The organism is Streptomyces sp. NPDC046759, assembly GCF_040645475.1.
Lineage (GTDB): Bacteria > Actinomycetota > Actinomycetes > Streptomycetales > Streptomycetaceae > Streptomyces.
Map to the genome: position 1 here is coordinate 198,674 of NZ_JBEYYJ010000011.1, position 17,118 is coordinate 215,791.

Annotated in this window: 17 protein-coding genes; 9 read left to right on the forward strand and 8 right to left on the reverse strand. The window is 71.4% G+C overall.

Annotated features, from left to right (window positions below; all coding sequences use genetic code 11):
- Window positions 1–48 precede the first annotated feature (48 nt).
- Both ABZ919_RS17680 and ABZ919_RS17685 read right to left on the reverse strand, forming a co-directional pair.
- The gene (locus tag ABZ919_RS17680) at window positions 49–1,425 is read right to left on the reverse strand and encodes a CoA transferase (RefSeq protein WP_361248331.1); all 1,377 of its coding nucleotides are present in this window, start codon (window positions 1,423–1,425) and stop codon (window positions 49–51) included.
- A 105-nt stretch (window positions 1,426–1,530) separates the two neighbouring features.
- Window positions 1,531–3,063, reverse strand: a complete 1,533-nt coding sequence (locus tag ABZ919_RS17685; RefSeq protein ID WP_361248333.1) for a S8 family serine peptidase — start codon at window positions 3,061–3,063, stop codon at window positions 1,531–1,533.
- 257 nt (window positions 3,064–3,320) lie between these two features.
- Between ABZ919_RS17685 and ABZ919_RS17690 the strand changes: the two genes are divergently transcribed.
- The 3 genes from ABZ919_RS17690 (at window position 3,321) to moaA (ending at window position 6,440) form a co-directional block, all read left to right on the forward strand.
- Window positions 3,321–3,677, forward strand: a complete 357-nt coding sequence (locus ABZ919_RS17690; RefSeq protein WP_361248335.1) for a DUF485 domain-containing protein — start codon at window positions 3,321–3,323, stop codon at window positions 3,675–3,677.
- Window positions 3,674–5,293, forward strand: coding sequence for a cation acetate symporter (locus tag ABZ919_RS17695; RefSeq protein ID WP_361248336.1), 1,620 nt, complete (start codon window positions 3,674–3,676; stop codon window positions 5,291–5,293). Before ABZ919_RS17690 ends, ABZ919_RS17695 begins: the two co-directional genes overlap by 4 nt.
- A gap of 157 nt (window positions 5,294–5,450) precedes the next feature.
- Window positions 5,451–6,440, forward strand: a complete 990-nt coding sequence (moaA, locus tag ABZ919_RS17700; protein WP_361248338.1) for a GTP 3',8-cyclase MoaA — start codon at window positions 5,451–5,453, stop codon at window positions 6,438–6,440.
- Window positions 6,441–6,500: 60 nt separating this feature from the next.
- Here the strand turns inward: moaA and ABZ919_RS17705 are convergent, their stop codons facing one another.
- Window positions 6,501–6,719: a hypothetical protein gene (locus ABZ919_RS17705; RefSeq protein ID WP_228623897.1), complete on the reverse strand. Its 219-nt coding sequence runs from the start codon at window positions 6,717–6,719 to the stop codon at window positions 6,501–6,503.
- A 224-nt stretch (window positions 6,720–6,943) separates the two neighbouring features.
- Window positions 6,944–7,336, reverse strand: a complete 393-nt coding sequence (locus ABZ919_RS17710; RefSeq protein WP_361248340.1) for a DUF3099 domain-containing protein — start codon at window positions 7,334–7,336, stop codon at window positions 6,944–6,946.
- A 205-nt stretch (window positions 7,337–7,541) separates the two neighbouring features.
- Between ABZ919_RS17710 and ABZ919_RS17715 the strand changes: the two genes are divergently transcribed.
- Window positions 7,542–7,829 (forward strand): GlsB/YeaQ/YmgE family stress response membrane protein, encoded by a 288-nt coding sequence (locus ABZ919_RS17715; RefSeq protein ID WP_361248342.1) that lies wholly within the window; start codon window positions 7,542–7,544, stop codon window positions 7,827–7,829.
- Window positions 7,830–7,954: 125 nt separating this feature from the next.
- On the opposite strand, the gene tyrS is transcribed toward ABZ919_RS17715, so the two are convergent.
- The 3 genes from tyrS to ABZ919_RS17730 form a co-directional block, all read right to left on the reverse strand.
- A complete protein-coding gene (gene tyrS, locus ABZ919_RS17720) occupies window positions 7,955–9,223 on the reverse strand; it encodes a tyrosine--tRNA ligase (protein WP_361248344.1) in 1,269 nt (422 codons plus the stop codon).
- Window positions 9,224–9,289: 66 nt separating this feature from the next.
- On the reverse strand, window positions 9,290–10,684 hold the full coding sequence (locus tag ABZ919_RS17725; protein ID WP_361248346.1) for a TldD/PmbA family protein: 1,395 nt from the start codon (window positions 10,682–10,684) through the stop codon (window positions 9,290–9,292).
- Window positions 10,681–12,204, reverse strand: a complete 1,524-nt coding sequence (locus tag ABZ919_RS17730) for a TldD/PmbA family protein (protein WP_361248348.1) — start codon at window positions 12,202–12,204, stop codon at window positions 10,681–10,683. The genes ABZ919_RS17725 and ABZ919_RS17730 overlap by 4 nt, the downstream gene beginning before the upstream one ends.
- A gap of 248 nt (window positions 12,205–12,452) precedes the next feature.
- Between ABZ919_RS17730 and fabG the strand changes: the two genes are divergently transcribed.
- The 3 genes from fabG to ABZ919_RS17745 all read left to right on the forward strand — a co-directional run bounded on the left by fabG (window position 12,453) and on the right by ABZ919_RS17745 (window position 14,492).
- Window positions 12,453–13,172: a 3-oxoacyl-[acyl-carrier-protein] reductase gene (gene fabG, locus ABZ919_RS17735; protein ID WP_361248350.1), complete on the forward strand. Its 720-nt coding sequence runs from the start codon at window positions 12,453–12,455 to the stop codon at window positions 13,170–13,172.
- Between the two features lie 5 nt (window positions 13,173–13,177).
- Entirely contained in the window at window positions 13,178–13,945 is a 768-nt protein-coding gene (fabI, locus tag ABZ919_RS17740) for an enoyl-ACP reductase FabI (protein ID WP_361248352.1), read from the forward strand.
- 196 nt (window positions 13,946–14,141) lie between these two features.
- Complete coding sequence (locus ABZ919_RS17745; RefSeq protein ID WP_361248354.1) at window positions 14,142–14,492, forward strand: hypothetical protein; 351 nt, start codon at window positions 14,142–14,144, stop codon at window positions 14,490–14,492.
- An 18-nt stretch (window positions 14,493–14,510) separates the two neighbouring features.
- Here ABZ919_RS17745 and ABZ919_RS17750 read toward each other — a convergent pair whose 3' ends face one another.
- Complete coding sequence (locus tag ABZ919_RS17750; RefSeq protein ID WP_361248356.1) at window positions 14,511–15,203, reverse strand: FadR/GntR family transcriptional regulator; 693 nt, start codon at window positions 15,201–15,203, stop codon at window positions 14,511–14,513.
- A gap of 70 nt (window positions 15,204–15,273) precedes the next feature.
- On the opposite strand from ABZ919_RS17750, the gene ABZ919_RS17755 reads away from it, so the two are divergent.
- Complete coding sequence (locus ABZ919_RS17755) at window positions 15,274–16,686, forward strand: CynX/NimT family MFS transporter (protein ID WP_361248358.1); 1,413 nt, start codon at window positions 15,274–15,276, stop codon at window positions 16,684–16,686.
- Between the two features lie 144 nt (window positions 16,687–16,830).
- Window positions 16,831–16,950, forward strand: a complete 120-nt coding sequence (locus tag ABZ919_RS17760) for an SGM_5486 family transporter-associated protein (RefSeq protein WP_361248360.1) — start codon at window positions 16,831–16,833, stop codon at window positions 16,948–16,950.
- Window positions 16,951–17,118 lie beyond the last annotated feature (168 nt).

The following is a 17,118-nucleotide window of genomic DNA, read 5'->3' on the forward strand; positions in this document are numbered from 1 at the left end:
GGCAGTACGGCATTCCACCGATACGTACGTTTCCGGCCGCCCGCGCGCTCACCACCAGCAGGCGCCGTCCGACCCCCAGGGCACCGGCGGCCGCGCCCAGTCGGCGGGACCGCCCGCGAAGGACACCGGCGGCAGCGCGTGCCGCAGCCTGCCGAGCGTGCTGTCCGTCTCGGCCAGCCAGGCGTCCGGCCCCGCGTACGGCGCGCCCGTCGCGGGAACCGGCCGGATGTCGTCCGTCAGCCAGCGCGCGGTCCGGGCGAGCGCCAGCCGTACGAACCGGCCACCCCCGTCGTACGACTGCTCGGTCAGCGCCCGCAGGACCGCAGCCGCCAGCAGATAGCCGCTGCCGTGGTCCAGTGCCTGCGCGGGCAGCGCGCCCGGCTCGTCGGCCGAGCCCTCGGTCGCGGCGATCCCGGTCGCGACCTGGACCAGGCTGTCGAAGCCGCGCCGCCCGGCCCAGGGACCGTAGGCGCCCCACGCCGAGACCTGGGCCACGACGAGGCCGGGCCGGCGCGCGGTGAGCGCCTCGGGGGAGAGCCCGAACCGGTCGAGGGCGCCCGGCCGGTAGCCGGTGACGACGACGTCCGCCGTGGCCAGCAGCTCCTCGAAGGTGTCGCGGCCGGTGGTCAGATCCAGGGTGGCGGACCGCTTTCCGAATCCCGTGTCCGCGTGCTGGTCCGGGAGTTCGGGCAGCCAGGGGGCGTCCAGGCGCAGCACGTCCGCGCCGAGCAGGGCGAGGGTGCGGGTGGCGACCGGACCGGCGAGGACCCTGGTCAGGTCCAGGACGCGCAGGCCGGCGGCGGGCAGCAGACGGGCGGCGGCCCGGTCCAGCGGCGGGAGCACGCGGGCGGGTCCCGAGCCCAGCCGCTCGCGCTCCACCAGGGGGCGCGCGGCCACCTCGGCGGCCTGCTCGTGCGCCTGCCACTCCTTCGGGGTGCGCAGGGCCACGGCGAGGCCGCCGGCGTCGTAGACCGTTTCCTCGACGTCCGGTGCGGAGCGCTCCGCGAGTCGGGCGGCCACCGCCTCCACGGAGGCGTCCGGGGGCAGATCCAGCGCGCCGAGCAACCGGGCCCGGTGGTGCGGGTAGTTGGCGTGGGTGCGTACCCAGCCGTCGGCCGTCCGCCAGAAGCGCGACAGCGGCGCGAAGACGACCGGCGCCCGCCCGTCGACCAGCAGGTGCCGCTCGCTGTGGAAGGCGGCTGCCACGGCGCCGTCGTCGACCCGGACGCCGGGCACCTCGCTGAGTCCCGCCCGGCGGGCCGCCAGCTCCGCGGCGGCCAGCGCACAGGCGCCGACGCAGGCGCGCGCCAGCTCCCGCACGCCGAGCCGCGCCGCGAGAGCGCCGGGGCGTTCGGTCGTCGTCACCCGGGAAACCAGGGCGGGGTCGCCGCCCAGTGCAGTCCAGGCCACATCGATGTCTGTCATGACTACACTATGCATTATTGATTGATCAACGTTGATCGGATCAACTATCGGACGCGCCGCGCGGGTGGGTGACCGGAGGGCGCCCCTGTCACCCACCCCCGGGACCTACCTGGTCACCGCTCGCAACGCGTCGACGACACCGAAGCCGTAGAAGCCGTTGACGCGCTTGCCGCCGGCACAGGTCGCGTCCACGACCCCGTCGCCGTCGCCGTCGTAGGGGCCGCTCGGGCAGCCCGGATTGTCCGCCTCGGCCTTCAGCAGGGCCTGCAGCTGCGCCGGAGTGGCGTGCGGGTGCGCCGACTTCAGCAGCGCGGCGACCGCGGCCACGTGCGGGGAGGCCATCGAGGTGCCCTGGAGGAAGCCGTACTGGTCGTTCGGCAGGGTGGACAGGACGCGGCCGTTCTTCGACGGCGTGTCCGGGATCTGGTACTTGTCCCCGCCCGGCCCCGCCACGTCGATCACGCCCTGGCCGTAACTGGAGTAGTACGACTTGGCGCCCTTGACGCCCACCGAGCTCACGGTCACCACACCGGGCAGCTGGGTCGGCACGTCGAAGCACTCGTGCGGGTCGACCGTGCGGGTCGTGGCGGTCGAGTCGTCGGGGCTGGACGCGTCGACGAGCGCGTGCGCGTCCAGGTCGTCGTTGGAGTTTCCCGCGGCTGCCACATTGAGCGTGCCCTTGCGCTGTGCGTACAGCTGGGCCCTGTTGACCGCGTCGACGATGGCACGTTGATCCGGATCGTCCATGCAGTTGTACAGCCACGGATCAACGTAGTAGCTGTTGTTCGTGATCTGGATGCCGTGGTCGGCGGCGAACACGAAGGCGCAGACCACGCTCTCCGGGTAGAACAGCGCAGTCGCGTCCGGCTGGGCCACGGTGATGCTCGCGACCTTCACGCCCGGCGCCACACCGGCGACGCCCACGCCGTTGCGGGCCGCGGCTATCTCACCGGCCACATGGGTGCCGTGGTAGTGGGCGGCGTCCGCCGGGCGCCACGCGCCGTACGTCGTGTCCGCCTTGCCGCTCACGCAGTTCGCCGACTGGGAGGCCGAGAAGTTCGGGGCGATGTCCGGGTGGGTGTCGTCGACACCGGTGTCGATGACTCCGACCGTCACGCTGCGGCTGCCCGGGTTGATCCGCGCGGCCGCGTCGGCGCCGATCGCCCGCAGGTCCCACTGGTCGGCCTCCAGCGGCTCCTCGCCCGGTGCCGCGGCCTCGGCGAGCCTCGCGACCTCCGCCTTCGACAGCACCTGCACCGCGCCCTCGTCGGTCGTCCCCGCGGCACTCAGCGGCGCGGTGCGCGTCGCGCCCGCCGAGTCCACCCCGCGCACCGCGCGCATCCGAGCGGCGAAGTCCGGGTCGGCGGAGTGGACGACGAACACGCCGATCCTGTCGTAACCGGCCACGATCGAGCCGCCGTTGCGCGTGATCTCCCGCTGCACGGACTCGATGGTGCGGCGGTCCGTGCCCGTGTTGACCACGTACGCGAGGCGGGCGCCGTCGTCCGCCGCCCGCACCGCGCCGGCCGCGGCGGGCGCAGCCGAGGCCGGCGCCGGCAGGAAACCGAGCGAGGCGGTCAGCGACAGCGCGACCGGCACGGCGAGCGCGAGCCGGCGTCTGGAGCGCAGATGAGCCATGGGATCTCCACATCATCCGGAATCAAAACCGCCCGAGACACGGTGGCGCTCGGGCAGGTACATGACGGGTGGTGCACGCAGAAGCTATCCCCGCGGCTCCGCGCGCAGCAATGACTTGGCAATGGATCGACAAGACCGCTTGCGAAACAACTCATAGGACTTGAACCGGCCCTCGCGTGGCGCCGTGGACCTTGGGCAGGGAGCACGAGCACCATCGAGCCCCCTTCGTCATCGCTTCCGCAACGCGAGGAGACTCCGTGGCCACCGAGACACCGCCCCCCGCAGCACCGGGGGCCCCACTTCCCTCCGCAGAGGAGTTCGCCGAGGTGCAGCAGAGCGCGGAGTTCGGTGAACTGCGCCGCGCCCACCGCTCGTTCGCCTTCCCGCTGGCCATCGCCTTCACCGCCTGGTACCTGCTCTACGTGCTGCTCTCCAACTACGCGGGCGGCTTCATGGGAACCAAGGTGGCCGGCAACATCAACGTGGCCCTCGTCCTCGGCCTCGCCCAGTTCCTGACCACGTTCCTCATCGCCTGGTGGTACGCACGGCACGCCGCCGCCAGGCTCGACCCCAGGGCCGAGGCCATCAAGTCCCGGATGGAGGGCGGCGCATGAGCCCCGCGATCACGTCGGCCGCCGGCGAGGCGAGCGAGCACCGGCCGCTGATCATCACCCTGTTCGCGGTGTTCGTCGCCGCGACCCTCGTCATCACCGTCTGGGCGGGCCGCCGGACCAAGGACGCCGCCGACTTCTACGCCGGCGGACGCCAGTTCACCGGCTTCCAGAACGGCCTCGCCGTCTCCGGCGACTACATGTCCGCCGCTTCCTTCCTCGGTATCGCGGGCGCCATCGCCCTCTTCGGCTACGACGGCTTCCTGTACTCCATCGGTTTCCTCGTCGCCTGGCTCGTCGCCCTGCTGCTGGTCGCCGAACCGCTGCGCAACTCCGGCCGCTACACCATGGGCGACGTGCTGGCCTACCGCATGCGACAGCGACCGGTCCGCACGGCCGCCGGTGTCTCCACCATCGTCGTGTCGATCTTCTACCTGCTCGCCCAGATGGCCGGCGCCGGCGTCCTCGTCTCGCTGCTGCTCGGCATCACCAGCGACGGCGGCAAGATCGGCATCGTCGCCCTGGTCGGCGTCCTGATGATCGTGTACGTCACCATCGGCGGCATGAAGGGCACCACCTGGGTCCAGATGGTCAAGGCGGTGCTGCTGATCGCGGGGGCCCTGCTGCTGACCTTCCTGGTCCTGCTGAAGTTCCATTTCAACGTCTCCGACCTGCTCGGCAAGGCCGCCGACAACAGCGGCAAGGGCGCGGCGTTCCTGGCGCCCGGCCTGAAGTACGGCGCCACCGGCACCACCAAGCTGGACTTCATCTCCCTCGGCATCGCCCTGGTCCTCGGCACCGCGGGTCTGCCGCACATCCTGATCCGCTTCTACACCGTGCCCACGGCCAAGGCCGCCCGTAAGTCGGTCATCTGGGCGATCGGCCTGATCGGCACCTTCTACCTGATGACCCTCGCCCTGGGCTTCGGCGCGGCGGCCCTGATCAAGCCGGACGAGATCATCGCCTCCAACAAGGCGGGCAACACCGCGGCACCGCTCCTCGCCCTCCACCTCGGCGGCGTCGACTCCGGCTGGGGAGCCGTCCTGCTCGCCACCATCTCGGCGGTCGCCTTCGCCACGATCCTCGCGGTCGTCGCGGGTCTCACCCTGGCCTCGTCGTCCTCCTTCGCGCACGACATCTACGCCAACGTCATGAAGAAGGGACAGGCCACCGAGAAACAGGAGATCGGCGCGGCCCGCCGGGCCACCGTCGGCATCGGAGCGGTCTCGATCGTCCTCGGCGCCCTGTCCCGCGACCTGAACGTGGCCGGCCTGGTCGCCCTCGCCTTCGCGGTCGCCGCCTCCGCCAACCTGCCGACCATCCTCTACAGCCTGTTCTGGAAGCGGTTCACCACCGCGGGTGCCCTGTGGTCGATCTACGGCGGCCTGGTCACCGCGGTCGGCCTGGTCCTGTTCTCCCCGGTGGTCTCCGGCAGCCCGGCCTCGATGTTCCCGGACGTCGACTTCCACTGGTTCCCGCTGGAGAATCCCGGGATCATCTCCATCCCCGTCGGATTCCTGCTCGGCGCCGTGGGCACCCTGCTGTCGAAGGAGGTGCCGGACGCCGGCAAGTACGCCGAACTGGAGGTGCGGTCCCTCACGGGCACCGGAGCGCACTGACACGTTCGTACGAGGGCCGCGTCGTCCGGGACTGTAGGGTCCTACGACGCGGCCTCGTCGTACCTCGTCGGATCGGGCCGCTGTCGTTGTCAGCGCTGTCACGTAGGCTCGCAGACGACGCAAGAGAATCGCTGAGGGATCGAGGGAGGGGGCCCACGTGCTCATCGACACCTACGGCCGAGTGGCCACCGACCTGAGGGTCTCGCTGACCGACCGCTGCAATCTGCGCTGCACCTACTGCATGCCCGAGGAGGGCCTGCAGTGGCTGGCCAAGCCCGACCTGCTCACCGACGACGAGATCGTCCGCCTGGTCGACATCGCCGTGCGCATGCTCGGCATCGAGGAGGTCCGCTTCACCGGGGGCGAGCCGCTGCTGCGCCCCGGCCTGGCCGGCATCGTCGAGCGCGTGGCGGCTCTGACCCCGCGTCCCCAGACGTCCCTCACCACCAATGGCATCGGGCTCAAGCGCACCGCGACCGCCCTTAAGGCCGCCGGCCTGGACCGGGTCAACGTCTCCCTGGACACCCTCCGCCCCGAGGTCTTCAAGAAGCTGACCCGCCGCGACCGCCACAAGGACGTCGTCGAGGGCCTCCAGGCCGCCCGCGAGGCCGGCCTGTCGCCCGTCAAGGTCAACTGTGTCCTGATGCCGGGGCTGAACGAGGACGAGGCTCCCGACCTGCTGGCCTGGGCCGTGGAACACGACTACGAACTGCGGTTCATCGAGCAGATGCCGCTGGACGCCCAGCACGGCTGGAAGCGCGACGGCATGGTCACCGCCGGGGACATCCTCGCCTCCCTGCGCACCCGCTTCGACCTGACCCCCGAGGGTGCCGACGCGCGCGGCTCCGCCCCGGCGGAGCGCTGGCTGGTGAACGGCGGCCCGCACCGGGTCGGCGTCATCGCCTCGGTCACCCGCCCCTTCTGCGCGGCCTGCGACCGCACCCGTCTCACGGCCGACGGCCAGATACGCACCTGTCTGTTCGCGACCGAGGAAACCGACCTGCGCGCAGCCCTGCGCTCCGGCGCCCCCGACGAGGAGATCGCTCGCATCTGGAAGCTGGCGATGTGGGGGAAGAAGGCGGGGGCGGGTCTGGACGACCCGTCGTTCGTGCAGCCGGACCGGCCGATGTCGGCGATCGGCGGCTAGTACCGTGATCGGAAAGGTGTGCCGGGCGTCGCGAGCCGGTGAACCTTTCCGGCCGCAGCACTAGGCTCCTTCGGGATCCTGCCAGTCCGCGAACTTCACGACGTCCTTCAAGAACCCCCTGACCCCGAGGAACTGCGAGAGGTGCTCGCGGTGCTCCTCGCACGCGAGCCATGTCTTGCGCCGCTCCGGCGTGTGGATCTTCGGGTTGTTCCAGGCCAGCACCCACACGGCAGCGGCACGGCAGCCCTTGGCGGAGCAGATCGGGGTCTCGTCACTCACAGGTTCGTCTCGAGTCGTCTCAGCTGAGGGGCGCAAACAAGGCGACGCCGAGCAGCCACGGGGGGAGCTGCCCGGCGTCGGTCCGTCGCTCCGACGGGGGATGCGGAGCGCGTACGCAGTATGTCACGGGTACCCCGCCGCCCGGCACTGGAACTACATGATTGATCTGAGCTTTTCTTGAGCTTGACGGGGGCGGCGTTCCGCTTCCGGTGCGTCCGCCGGCGTCACGCGGGGTCGGATCGCTCACCGCCGGCCCCCGACGGATGAGCCGCCGCGTCCTTCGGGCCGGAGTCCGCCCGTGTCCCGTCCGTCCGCGGCGGCGTGATCATCGGCCGCATCGGCGCGGTGATGAACGTGGAGGGAAGGGACGGCGGCCTCTCCCGGCCGGCGTTCGCGATCACCACGGCGACATAGGGGAGCAGCGCGCCGGCCACGAGCGCCACGACGGCGACGTACCGCTCGACGTTCCACAGGGAGACCGCGAGGATCACCGACACCGTGCGGATCGTCATCGAGATGACGTACCGCCGCTGCCGGCCCCGTACGTCCTCGGCGAGTCCCGTCCGGGCTCCGGTGATCCGGAACACCTGGACTCCGTCGCCATGTTGTTTCCGCATCCCAATCCACCATCCGCCCGCATCGGACCCTCCCCGACCTGACACCCACGGTACGCTGCGGCTGCGCCGCCCACGAGACCGGGTCGCGCCCTGCCTGCGGCGATGCCCGGGCCCAGCCGCGCACGGGGGAACCCGACATGCGCCGTACGGCCCATCCACCCACACTGTCCGTAACGCTCGCGTCGAGCTGCTCGAGGAGGCGGCCATGGGCTGGTTGTGGGCGATCATCGTGGGGTTCGTGCTCGGCCTCATCGCCAAGGCGGTCATCCCGGGAAAGCAGCACAGCCCACTGTGGCTGACCACCATCTGCGGCATGCTCGGCGCCATCGTGGGCAACGCGGTCGCCCGCGCCGTCGGCGTCGAGACGACCCGCGGCATCGACTGGAGCCGCCACATCTTCCAGCTGGTGGCCGCGATCATCATCGTCGCGGCCGTGGACGCCCTCTACATGGCGACGCTGGGCAAGAGGAAGCAGGAGAGGGCGAGAGCCTGAGGACGCGCTGAAGCGAAGCGCCCGCGAAGGGGGCCCGGGGCCCTGCCGAAGTGCGGCTCCGTCACGGGGCGCGAGACCCACGGACGACAGCCGCACTCCGCGGACCGTCGACACCCCCCACCGCGCTAACCCGCGACGACCTCCACCGCGGCAAGGTTCTTCTTGCCCCGCCGCAGCACCAGCCACCGCCCGTCCAGCAGATCCTCCTTCGTCGGGACGGCGTCCTCGGACGCGACCTTCACGTTGTTCACGTAGGCCCCGCCCTCCCTCACCGTCCGCCGCGCGGCGGACTTGCTGGCGACGAGACCGACCTCGGCGAAGAGGTCGACCACCGCGCCCAGTTCGGCGACCTGGATGTGCGGCACCTCGGACAGCGCAGCCGCCAGCGTCCTGCCGTCCAGCGCCGCCAGCTCGCCCTGCCCGAACAGGGCACGGCTCGCGGCGATCACCGCGGCCGTCTGGTCGGCGCCGTGCACCAGCGTCGTCAGCTCCTCGGCGAGCGCACGCTGCGCGGCGCGGGCCTGCGGCCGCTCCTCGGTCTGCTCCTCCAGCTCCTCCAGCTCCTCGCGGGATTTGAAGGACAGGATCCGCAGGTAGCCGCAGATGTCCCGGTCGTCCACGTTCAGCCAGAACTGGTAGAACGCGTACGGCGTCGTCATCTCCGGGTCCAGCCAGACGGCGCCGCCCTCGGTCTTGCCGAACTTGGTGCCGTCGGCCTTGGTCATCAGCGGGGTCGCCAGCGCGTGCACGTCGGCGCCGGGCTCCAGCCTGTGGATCAGGTCCAGGCCGGCCGTGAGGTTGCCCCACTGGTCGCTGCCGCCCTGCTGGAGCGTGCAGCCGTACCGCCGGTAGAGCTGGAGGAAGTCCATGCCCTGCAGGATCTGGTAGCTGAACTCCGTGTAGCTGATGCCCTGGTCGGACTCCAGGCGGCGGGCCACGGAGTCCTTCGCCAGCATCTTGTTGACGCGGAAGTGCTTGCCGATGTCCCGCAGGAACTCGATCGCGGAGAGGTTCGCGGTCCAGTCGAGGTTGTTCACCATGACGGCCGCGTTCTCGCCCTCGAAGGACAGGAACGGCTCGATCTGCGCGCGCAGCTTGCCGACCCAGCCGGCCACGGTCTCCGGGTCGTTCAGCGTGCGCTCCGCGGTCGGACGCGGGTCGCCGATCAGACCCGTCGCGCCGCCCACCAGCGCCAGCGGCCGGTGTCCCGCCTGCTGGAGCCGGCGCACGGTGAGCACCTGCACCAGGTGGCCCACGTGAAGTGACGGCGCGGTCGGGTCGAAACCGCAATAGAACGTGACGGGACCGTCCGCGAGCGCCTTGCGCAAAGCGTCCTCGTCGGTGGACAGGGCGAACAGCCCACGCCACTTCAGCTCGTCGACGATGTCCGTCACGGTTCTCGTGTCTCCTCGGTGGTCTTCGGGCAGCCGGGTGACAGCCGGCTGCGAACGCCTACGAGGTTATACGCCCTGACTGACAGAGCTCATGTTGAAATCCGGGATCCGCAGCGCGGGCATCGCGGCCCGTGTGAACCAGTCGCTCCACTCGCGCGGCAGGGTCTTCTCCGTACGGCCCGCCTCCGTGGCCCGCCGCAGCAGGCCCACCGGCGACTCGTTGAACCGGAAGTTGTTCACCTCTCCGGTCACCTCGCCGTTCTCCACGAGGTAGACGCCGTCCCGGGTCAGGCCTGTGAGCAGCAGCGTCGCCGGGTCGACCTCGCGGATGTACCACAGGCAGGTCAGCAGCAGCCCGCGCTCGGTGCCCGCGACCATCTCCTCCAGGGAGCGGTCGTCCCCGCCGTCCAGGATCAGGTTGCCGAGCGCCGGGGCGACCGGCAGCCCGGTCAGGGCGGCGCTGTGCCGGGTGGTCGTCAGATGCTTGAGGACGCCCTCGGCGATCCACTCGGTGGCACGGGTCGGCAGACCGTTGTCGAACACGGACTGGTCGCCGCCCGAGGAGTGCGCGACCACGAAGGGCGGGCACTCCAGTCCCGGCTCGTTCGGGTCGCTGCGCAGGGTCAGCGGCAGCTCGGACAGCCTTTCGCCGACCCGCGTGCCGCCGCCCGGCCTGGAGAACACCGTGCGGCCCTCCGCCGCGTCCCGGCCCGACGCCGACCACAGCTGGTAGATCAGCAGGTCCGCGACGGCCGTGGGCGGCAGCAGCGTCTCGTAGCGGCCCGCGGGCAGCTCCACGCGCCGCTCGGCCCAGCCGAGCCGCACGGCCAGCTCGGCGTCGAGCGCGCCCGGATCGATGTCCTTGAAGTCCCGCGTGGAGCACCCGGCCCAGGCCGAGCGCGTGCGGTCGGGGGACTTGGCGTTCAGCTCGAGGGTGCCGGTGGGCTGGTCGTGCCTGAGGCGCAGCCCGGTGGAGGTACCCAGGTACGTCGACACCAGCTCGTGGTTGGCGAAGCCGTACAGCTCACGGCCGCCGGCACGCGCGCGTGCGAACGCCTCGCCGAGAGCCGGCGCGAAGTCGGCGAACACCGCGGAGGAGGTCTCGGCCGGCGCGTCCGTGAAGTCCGGTGCCTGGAGAACGTCGCCGACCAGCGGCTGCGCGTCCTCGGCGGGCCCGGCGCCGCGCGCGGCGGCCTCGGCGGCCCGGACCAGCGGCTCCAGCTCCTCGGCGGTGACCGCCGAGCGGGACACGACCCCGGAGGCGGTGCCCTCCTTGCCGTCCACGGTCGCGATCACGGTGAGCGTGCGACCGCGCGTCACGCCGTTCGTGGTGAGCGCGTTGCCCGCCCAGCGCAGGTTGGCGGTGGAGTGCTCGTCGGCGATGACGACACAGCCGTCGGCCCGGGACAGCGCCAGCGCCTGCTCGACGATCTCGTGCGGCTTGTTCGTACGGGCGCTCATCGACCGGCCTCCTGGGTCGTGTTGAGGATGTTGACGGACCTGAAGAGGGCGGACGGGCACCCGTGCGACACGGCGGCCACCTGCCCCGGCTGGGCCTTGCCGCAGTTGAAGGCGCCGCCCAGGACATAGGTCTGCGGACCGCCCACGGCGGCCATCGAACCCCAGAAGTCGGTGGTGGTCGCCTGGTACGCCACGTCCTTCAGCTGCCCGGTGATCCGCCCGTTCTCGATCCTGAAGAAGCGCTGCCCGGTGAACTGGAAGTTGTAGCGCTGCATGTCGATCGACCAGGACCGGTCGCCGACCACGTAGATGCCCCGGTCGACGCCGCCGATCAGATCCTCGGTGGACAGCCCGGCGGGATCCGGCTGCAGGGAGACGTTGGCCATGCGCTGCACCGGCACGTGCGCGGGGGAGTCGGCGAAGGCGCACCCGTTGGAGCGGTCGAACCCGGTGAGCCGGGCGATCCTGCGGTCCAGCTGGTAGCCCACCAGCGTGCCGTCCTTCACCAGGTCCCAAGACTGCGCCTCGACGCCCTCGTCGTCGTACCCGACGGTCGCGAGGCCGTGCTCGGCGGTGCGGTCACCGGTGACGTTCATCAGCTCGGAGCCGTACTTCAGCTTGCCCAGCTGGTCGAAGGTGGCGAACGAGGTCCCCGCGTACGCGGCCTCGTACCCGAGCGCCCGGTCCAGCTCGGTCGCATGCCCGATGGACTCGTGGATGGTCAGCCACAGGTTGGACGGGTCGACGACCAGGTCGTACAGGCCCGGCTCCACGCTCGGCGCCCGCATCTTCTCGGTGAGCAGCTCCGGGATCCGCTCCAGCTCGTCGTCCCAGTCCCAGCCGGTGCCGGTCAGGTACTCCCAGCCGCGCCCGACCGGCGGCGCGAGGGTCCGCATCGAGTCGAACTCGCCGTTGGACCCGTCCACCGACACCGCGGTCAGCTGCGGATGCAGCCGCACCCGCTGCTGGGTCGTCACGCTCCCCGCGCTGTCGGCATAGAACTTGTTCTCGTGCACGGTGAGCAGCGAGGCGTCCACGTGATCGACGCCGCGCGCGGCCAGCAGCCGCGCGCTCCAGTCCGCCAGCAGCGCCGCCTTCTCCTCGTCCGGCACCGAGAAGGGATCGATCTCGTACGACGACACCCACGTCCGGTCCGCGTGCACCGGCTCGTCGGCCAGCTCGACCCGCTCGCCGGACCCCGCCGCCCTGATGACCTGCGCGGACAGCTTGGCCATGGCCACCGCCTGGGAGGCCACCCGGGCGGCCGCGTCCATGGTCAGGTCCACACCGGACGCGAAGCCCCACGTACCGCCGTGCACGACCCGCACCGCGTACCCGAGGTCGGTGGTGTCCGAGGATCCTGCGGGCTTGGCGTCCCGCAGCCGCCAGGAAGCGCTGCGCACCCGCTCGAGCCGGAAGTCCGCGTGCTCGGCGCCGAGCGCACGCGCGCGTGCCAGCGCGGCGTCGGCGAGGGCCCCTAGGGGAAGCGCCGTGAAGGCTTCGTCGATGGAATGAGGCACGGAGGTCTCCCTGCTGTCGTGGCCTGTCGCGTCCGATCATGTCGTGCGAGCGCCCCGGCGGACCACACGTTTCGCGTCCGGACGGGGCCCTTCTGTAGGGATCCGACAGTGACTCCCGCCCGCCACTGTCGGTGCCCGATTGCCCACGAGCCCGGCCGTACCGATAGGTTTTCGACGAAGCCGCCTGCCATCCAGGTGTTCGGGCGGGTTGTCGGCCATCTGCAGACCGCTATCGAAAGGGTGATCCGTTGAGCCGCTCGGTTCTCGTCACCGGAGGCAACCGGGGCATCGGCCTCGCCATCGCCCGCGCATTCGCCGACGCCGGCGACAAGGTCGCCATCACGTACCGATCGGGCGAGCCGCCGGCCGCCCTCACGGAACTCGGCTGCCTCGCCGTCAGGTGCGACATCACGGACCCGGAGCAGGTGGAGCAGGCCTACAAGGAGATCGAGGACCAGCACGGTCCGGTCGAGATACTGATCGCCAACGCCGGGGTGACCAAGGACCAGCTCCTGATGCGCATGTCCGAGGAGGACTTCACCTCGGTCATCGACACCAACCTCACCGGCACCTTCCGCGTGGTCAAGCGCGCGAACCGCGGCATGCTGCGCGCCAAGAAGGGCCGCGTCATCCTGATCTCGTCCGTGGTCGGCCTGCTCGGCTCGGCGGGCCAGGCGAACTACGCCGCCTCCAAGGCCGCCCTGGTCGGCTTCGCGCGCTCCCTCGCCCGTGAGCTGGGCTCGCGCAACATCACTTTCAACGTCGTCGCGCCCGGTTTCGTCGACACCGACATGACCAAGGTGCTCACCGACGAGCAGCGCAAGAACATCGTGTCGCAGGTGCCGCTCGGCCGTTACGCGCAGCCGGAGGAGATCGCCGCGACGGTGCGGTTCCTCGCCTCGGACGACGCCTCGTACATCACTGGAGCCGTCATCCCCGTTGACGGCGGACTGGGAATGGGTCACTGATCACCATGAGCGGAATCCTCGAGGGCAAGCGCGTCCTGATCACCGGCGTGCTGACGGAGTCCTCCATCGCCTTCCACGCGGCCAAGCTGGCCCAGGAGGAGGGCGCGGAGATCATCCTGACCGCGTTCCCGCGGCCCACCCTGACCGAGCGCATCGCCAAGAAGCTGCCGAAGCCCGCCAAGGTCATCGAGCTGGACGTCACCAACGACGAGCACCTCGGCCGGCTGGCCGACGTCGTCGGCGAGGAGCTGGGCGGCCTCGACGGCGTCGTGCACTCCATCGGCTTCGCGCCGCAGGACGCGCTCGGCGGCAACTTCCTCAACACGCCGTTCGAGTCGGTGGCCACCGCGATGCACGTCTCGGCGTACTCGCTGAAGTCGCTGACGATGGCCTGCCTGCCGCTGATGCAGAACGGCGGCTCGGTCGTGGGCCTCACCTTCGACGCCCAGTACGCCTGGCCGCAGTACGACTGGATGGGCCCGGCCAAGGCCGCGCTGGAGGCGACCAGCCGCTACATGGCGCGCGACCTGGGCAAGCAGAACATCCGCTGCAACCTCATCTCCGCGGGCCCGCTCGGCTCCATGGCCGCCAAGTCCATCCCGGGCTTCAGCGACCTGGCCGCCGTGTGGGACACCCGCTCCCCGCTGGAGTGGGACCTGAAGGACCCGGAGCCGGCCGGCCGCGGCGTCGTCGCTCTGCTGAGCGACTGGTTCCCGAAGACCACCGGCGAGATCATCCACGTCGACGGCGGTCTGCACGCGATCGGCGCCTGACCGCTGCCGCTCCCGGCGCGACCGACGGCCGAGGCCCGCACCCCTCCGGGGGCGCGGGCCTCGGCCGTATCCGAGGAGTCCGGCAGCGGGATGTCACCCGTTCGGCCCACCCACCGGGCGCTCGCCCGTTCGGACCACGCACCCTGGACTACGCACCACACGTGTCCCTCCCCAGCCCGGCCGAGGAGGTCCCCTTGTGCGCCTGTCCCGCAGCCTGGCCCCGGTGACCGTGGCCGTGGCCCTCGTGCTCTCCCTGCCGTACGACGCGATGCCCTACGCGCGCGTGGGCGCCGGCAAGCCACCCGCGCCCAGCCTCTTCGGGGCCGTCTGCCGTACGACGGTACGCGGCTCCCATGTGGTGGCGTACTGCCACAATCCCTATGTCGACATCGATCGCGTGCGGCTGCACATCGAGTGCGCCCGCTGGTGGGATATCGACACCGACAGCGCACCCGTGGACACCGAGCCCGCCCTGACCGTACGGCTCACGGGCCGGTGCTGGAAGCAGGTCCGCTCGGTCTGGGTCAGCCACCAGAAGGAGCACTGAACCGGCCGAACGGGGCGCTCAGCCTTCGGAAGGAGTGCCGAAGCGGCCCGGCCGGCACAGGAACGGGTAGCTCGCGGCTTCGGCGGCCGCCGCCTCGGCGTCCCCGGTGCGGATCGCGTCCACCAGACGCGTGTGGTCCATGTGCGTCTCCGGCGTCAGCTCCGCGCCCACGTCCGCGCGCAGCCAGTCCCGCAGCACCTCGCCCAGATCGGCGTACATGGCTGTGATCACGTCGTTGTGCGAGGCGGCCACGACGGCCAGGTGGAAGGTGGCGTCGGCGGCCACGAAGGCCTCCGCCTCGCCGGTCTCCCAGGCCACCTCGCGCCGCTCCAGCAGCGCGTCCAGCTGCTTGAGGTCCTTCTCGGTACGCCGCTCGGCGGCCAGCTTCGCCGCGGCCGACTCCAGGGCGGCGCGCAGCTCCGCGATGTGGCGGGGGTCGGCGCCGGCGAACCGGCGGTGCATCACGCCGGCCAGCTCGCTCGTCGCGACCACGTAGGTGCCGGAGCCCTGCCGGATGTCCAGCAGACCGTTGTGGGCGAGCGCGCGGACGGCCTCGCGGACGGTGTTGCGGGCGACGCCGAGCTGCTCGACCAGTTCCGGCTCCGTCGGGATGCGCGAGCCGACCGGCCACTCGCCGGTGGTGATCTGGTTCCGCAGCGCCGCGATGACCTGCTCGGACAGCGCCGAACGGCGCGGGTGGCTCAAGGGCATGGCACACCTTCGCACGCAAGGCCCGGACGTGGACGTCCCGGGAATGGACAGCCAATCATCCCATGATTCTATGATGGGCCTCATGGCACGTGAGGAAACCCGCACAGTGGAGACCCGTACGGCGATGACACGGACCGAACGAGGTACGGCCGCCGCGGAGAGCACCCCCGCGACGGCGCCCGGAACAGCCCGCACGCGCGCGTGGCCGACCCGCCTGGTGGTCGTCGGCATCGTGCTGTCCGCGGTGAACCTCCGCCCGGCCATCACGAGCCTCGGCGCGCTCCTGGAGGAGGTCCGCGACGGGCTCGGCATGAGCGGCAGCGTGGCCGGTCTGCTCACCTCCGTGCCCCCGCTGTGTTTCGCGGTCTTCGGCGTCACCGCCCCCAGGCTGGCCCGCCGCTTCGGGCCGAGCGCCGTGGTGTGCGCCGGCATGGCCGCCATCACGGCGGGCCTGCTGATACGGCCGTTCGCCGGCGGCACCGCCGGCTTCCTGGCCGCCAGCGCGCTGGCCCTGATGGGTATCGCCGTCAGCAACGTGCTGATGCCGGTCATCGTCAAGCGCTGGTTCCCCGACCGGGTGGGTTCCATGACCGGCCTGTACTCGATGGCCCTCGCCCTCGGCACCTCGCTGGCCGCCGCGGTGACGGTGCCCCTGACCGACGCCCTGGGCGGCGGCTGGCAGTCCGGCCTCGCCGTCTGGGCCGCCCTCGCGGGCGCCGCCGTGCTGCCCTGGCTGCCGCTGGTGCGGGACCGCGGCACCGCTCCCGTACAGCCGCGGCGGCAGGAGCGCGCGGCCGAAGGCGGGCTCCGGGCCGAAGGCGGGCTCCGGGCCGAGGGGCAGCGTGCGGAAGGACAGGGCCTGGCAGGGCGGCGTGCGGAGGAGGAGCAGGCGCCGCTGCGCATCACCCGCAGCCGCACGGCCTGGGCGCTGGCGGTCTTCTTCGGTCTCCAGGCGACCGCCGCCTACATCACCATGGGATGGATGGCGCAGATCTTCCGGGACGCCGGCGTCCCGGCCGGCACCGCGGGCGTGCTGCTCGCCGTCACCATGGTGATGGGGGTGCCGCTGGCCTTCGTCATCCCGCGGGTCGCCACCCGGCTGCCCCACCAGGGCCCGATCGTGCTGGTCCTGGGCGTGTGCGGCCTCGCCGGATACGCCGGTCTGTACTTCGCGCCGGCCTCCGGCGCCTGGGCCTGGGCGGTGCTGCTCGGCGTCTCCAACTGCGCCTTCCCGCTGGCGCTGACGATGGTCGGCATGCGGGCCAGGAGCGGGCCGGGCGTGGCCCAGCTGTCCGCCTTCGCGCAGAGCACCGGCTACCTGATCTCCATTCCCGGCCCGCTGCTGGTCGGCGTGCTCTACCAGCACAGCGGCGGCTGGGGTCTGCCGATCGCCCTGATGACGGGCCTGATGCTGCCCCAGATGGCGGTGGGCTTCCTGGCGGGCCGCAACCGCACGGTGGAGGACGAGGCGGCCGAGCGCTGACCCGCGGACGGGCCCGGCGGGGTGGCGTGCTGTGGTGCGGATCGGTCCGGCGGGGTGGCGTGCTGTGGTGCGGACGGGCCCTGAGCGGGCGGCGCGCCGACCCCCGGGGGACCGGATCCGGGGGCAGGGTGCGACACTGGCCGCATGCAGCCTGTGCTCGACCCGAACCCGCAGAACGGCCAGAAGAAGATGCTGCTCGTCTTCGGCTCGTTCTTCGCCATCTTCGTCGTCATCGCCATCATCGCGACCCTCGCCTCCCCGTGACGGCAACCGCCCGGCCTGCGTCTTTCCATGGATGGTGGGGTTAGCTCCACCATCCCCTAGGGGGTAAGGCTCAGGGTCGACTGGGTGGAAGTCCGGATGGGTTGGCGGCCTTCGAATCCGTAGTTTCGAGAGGCGACCGCAGGAGCGGTCACGGACCCGCTCGAAGAC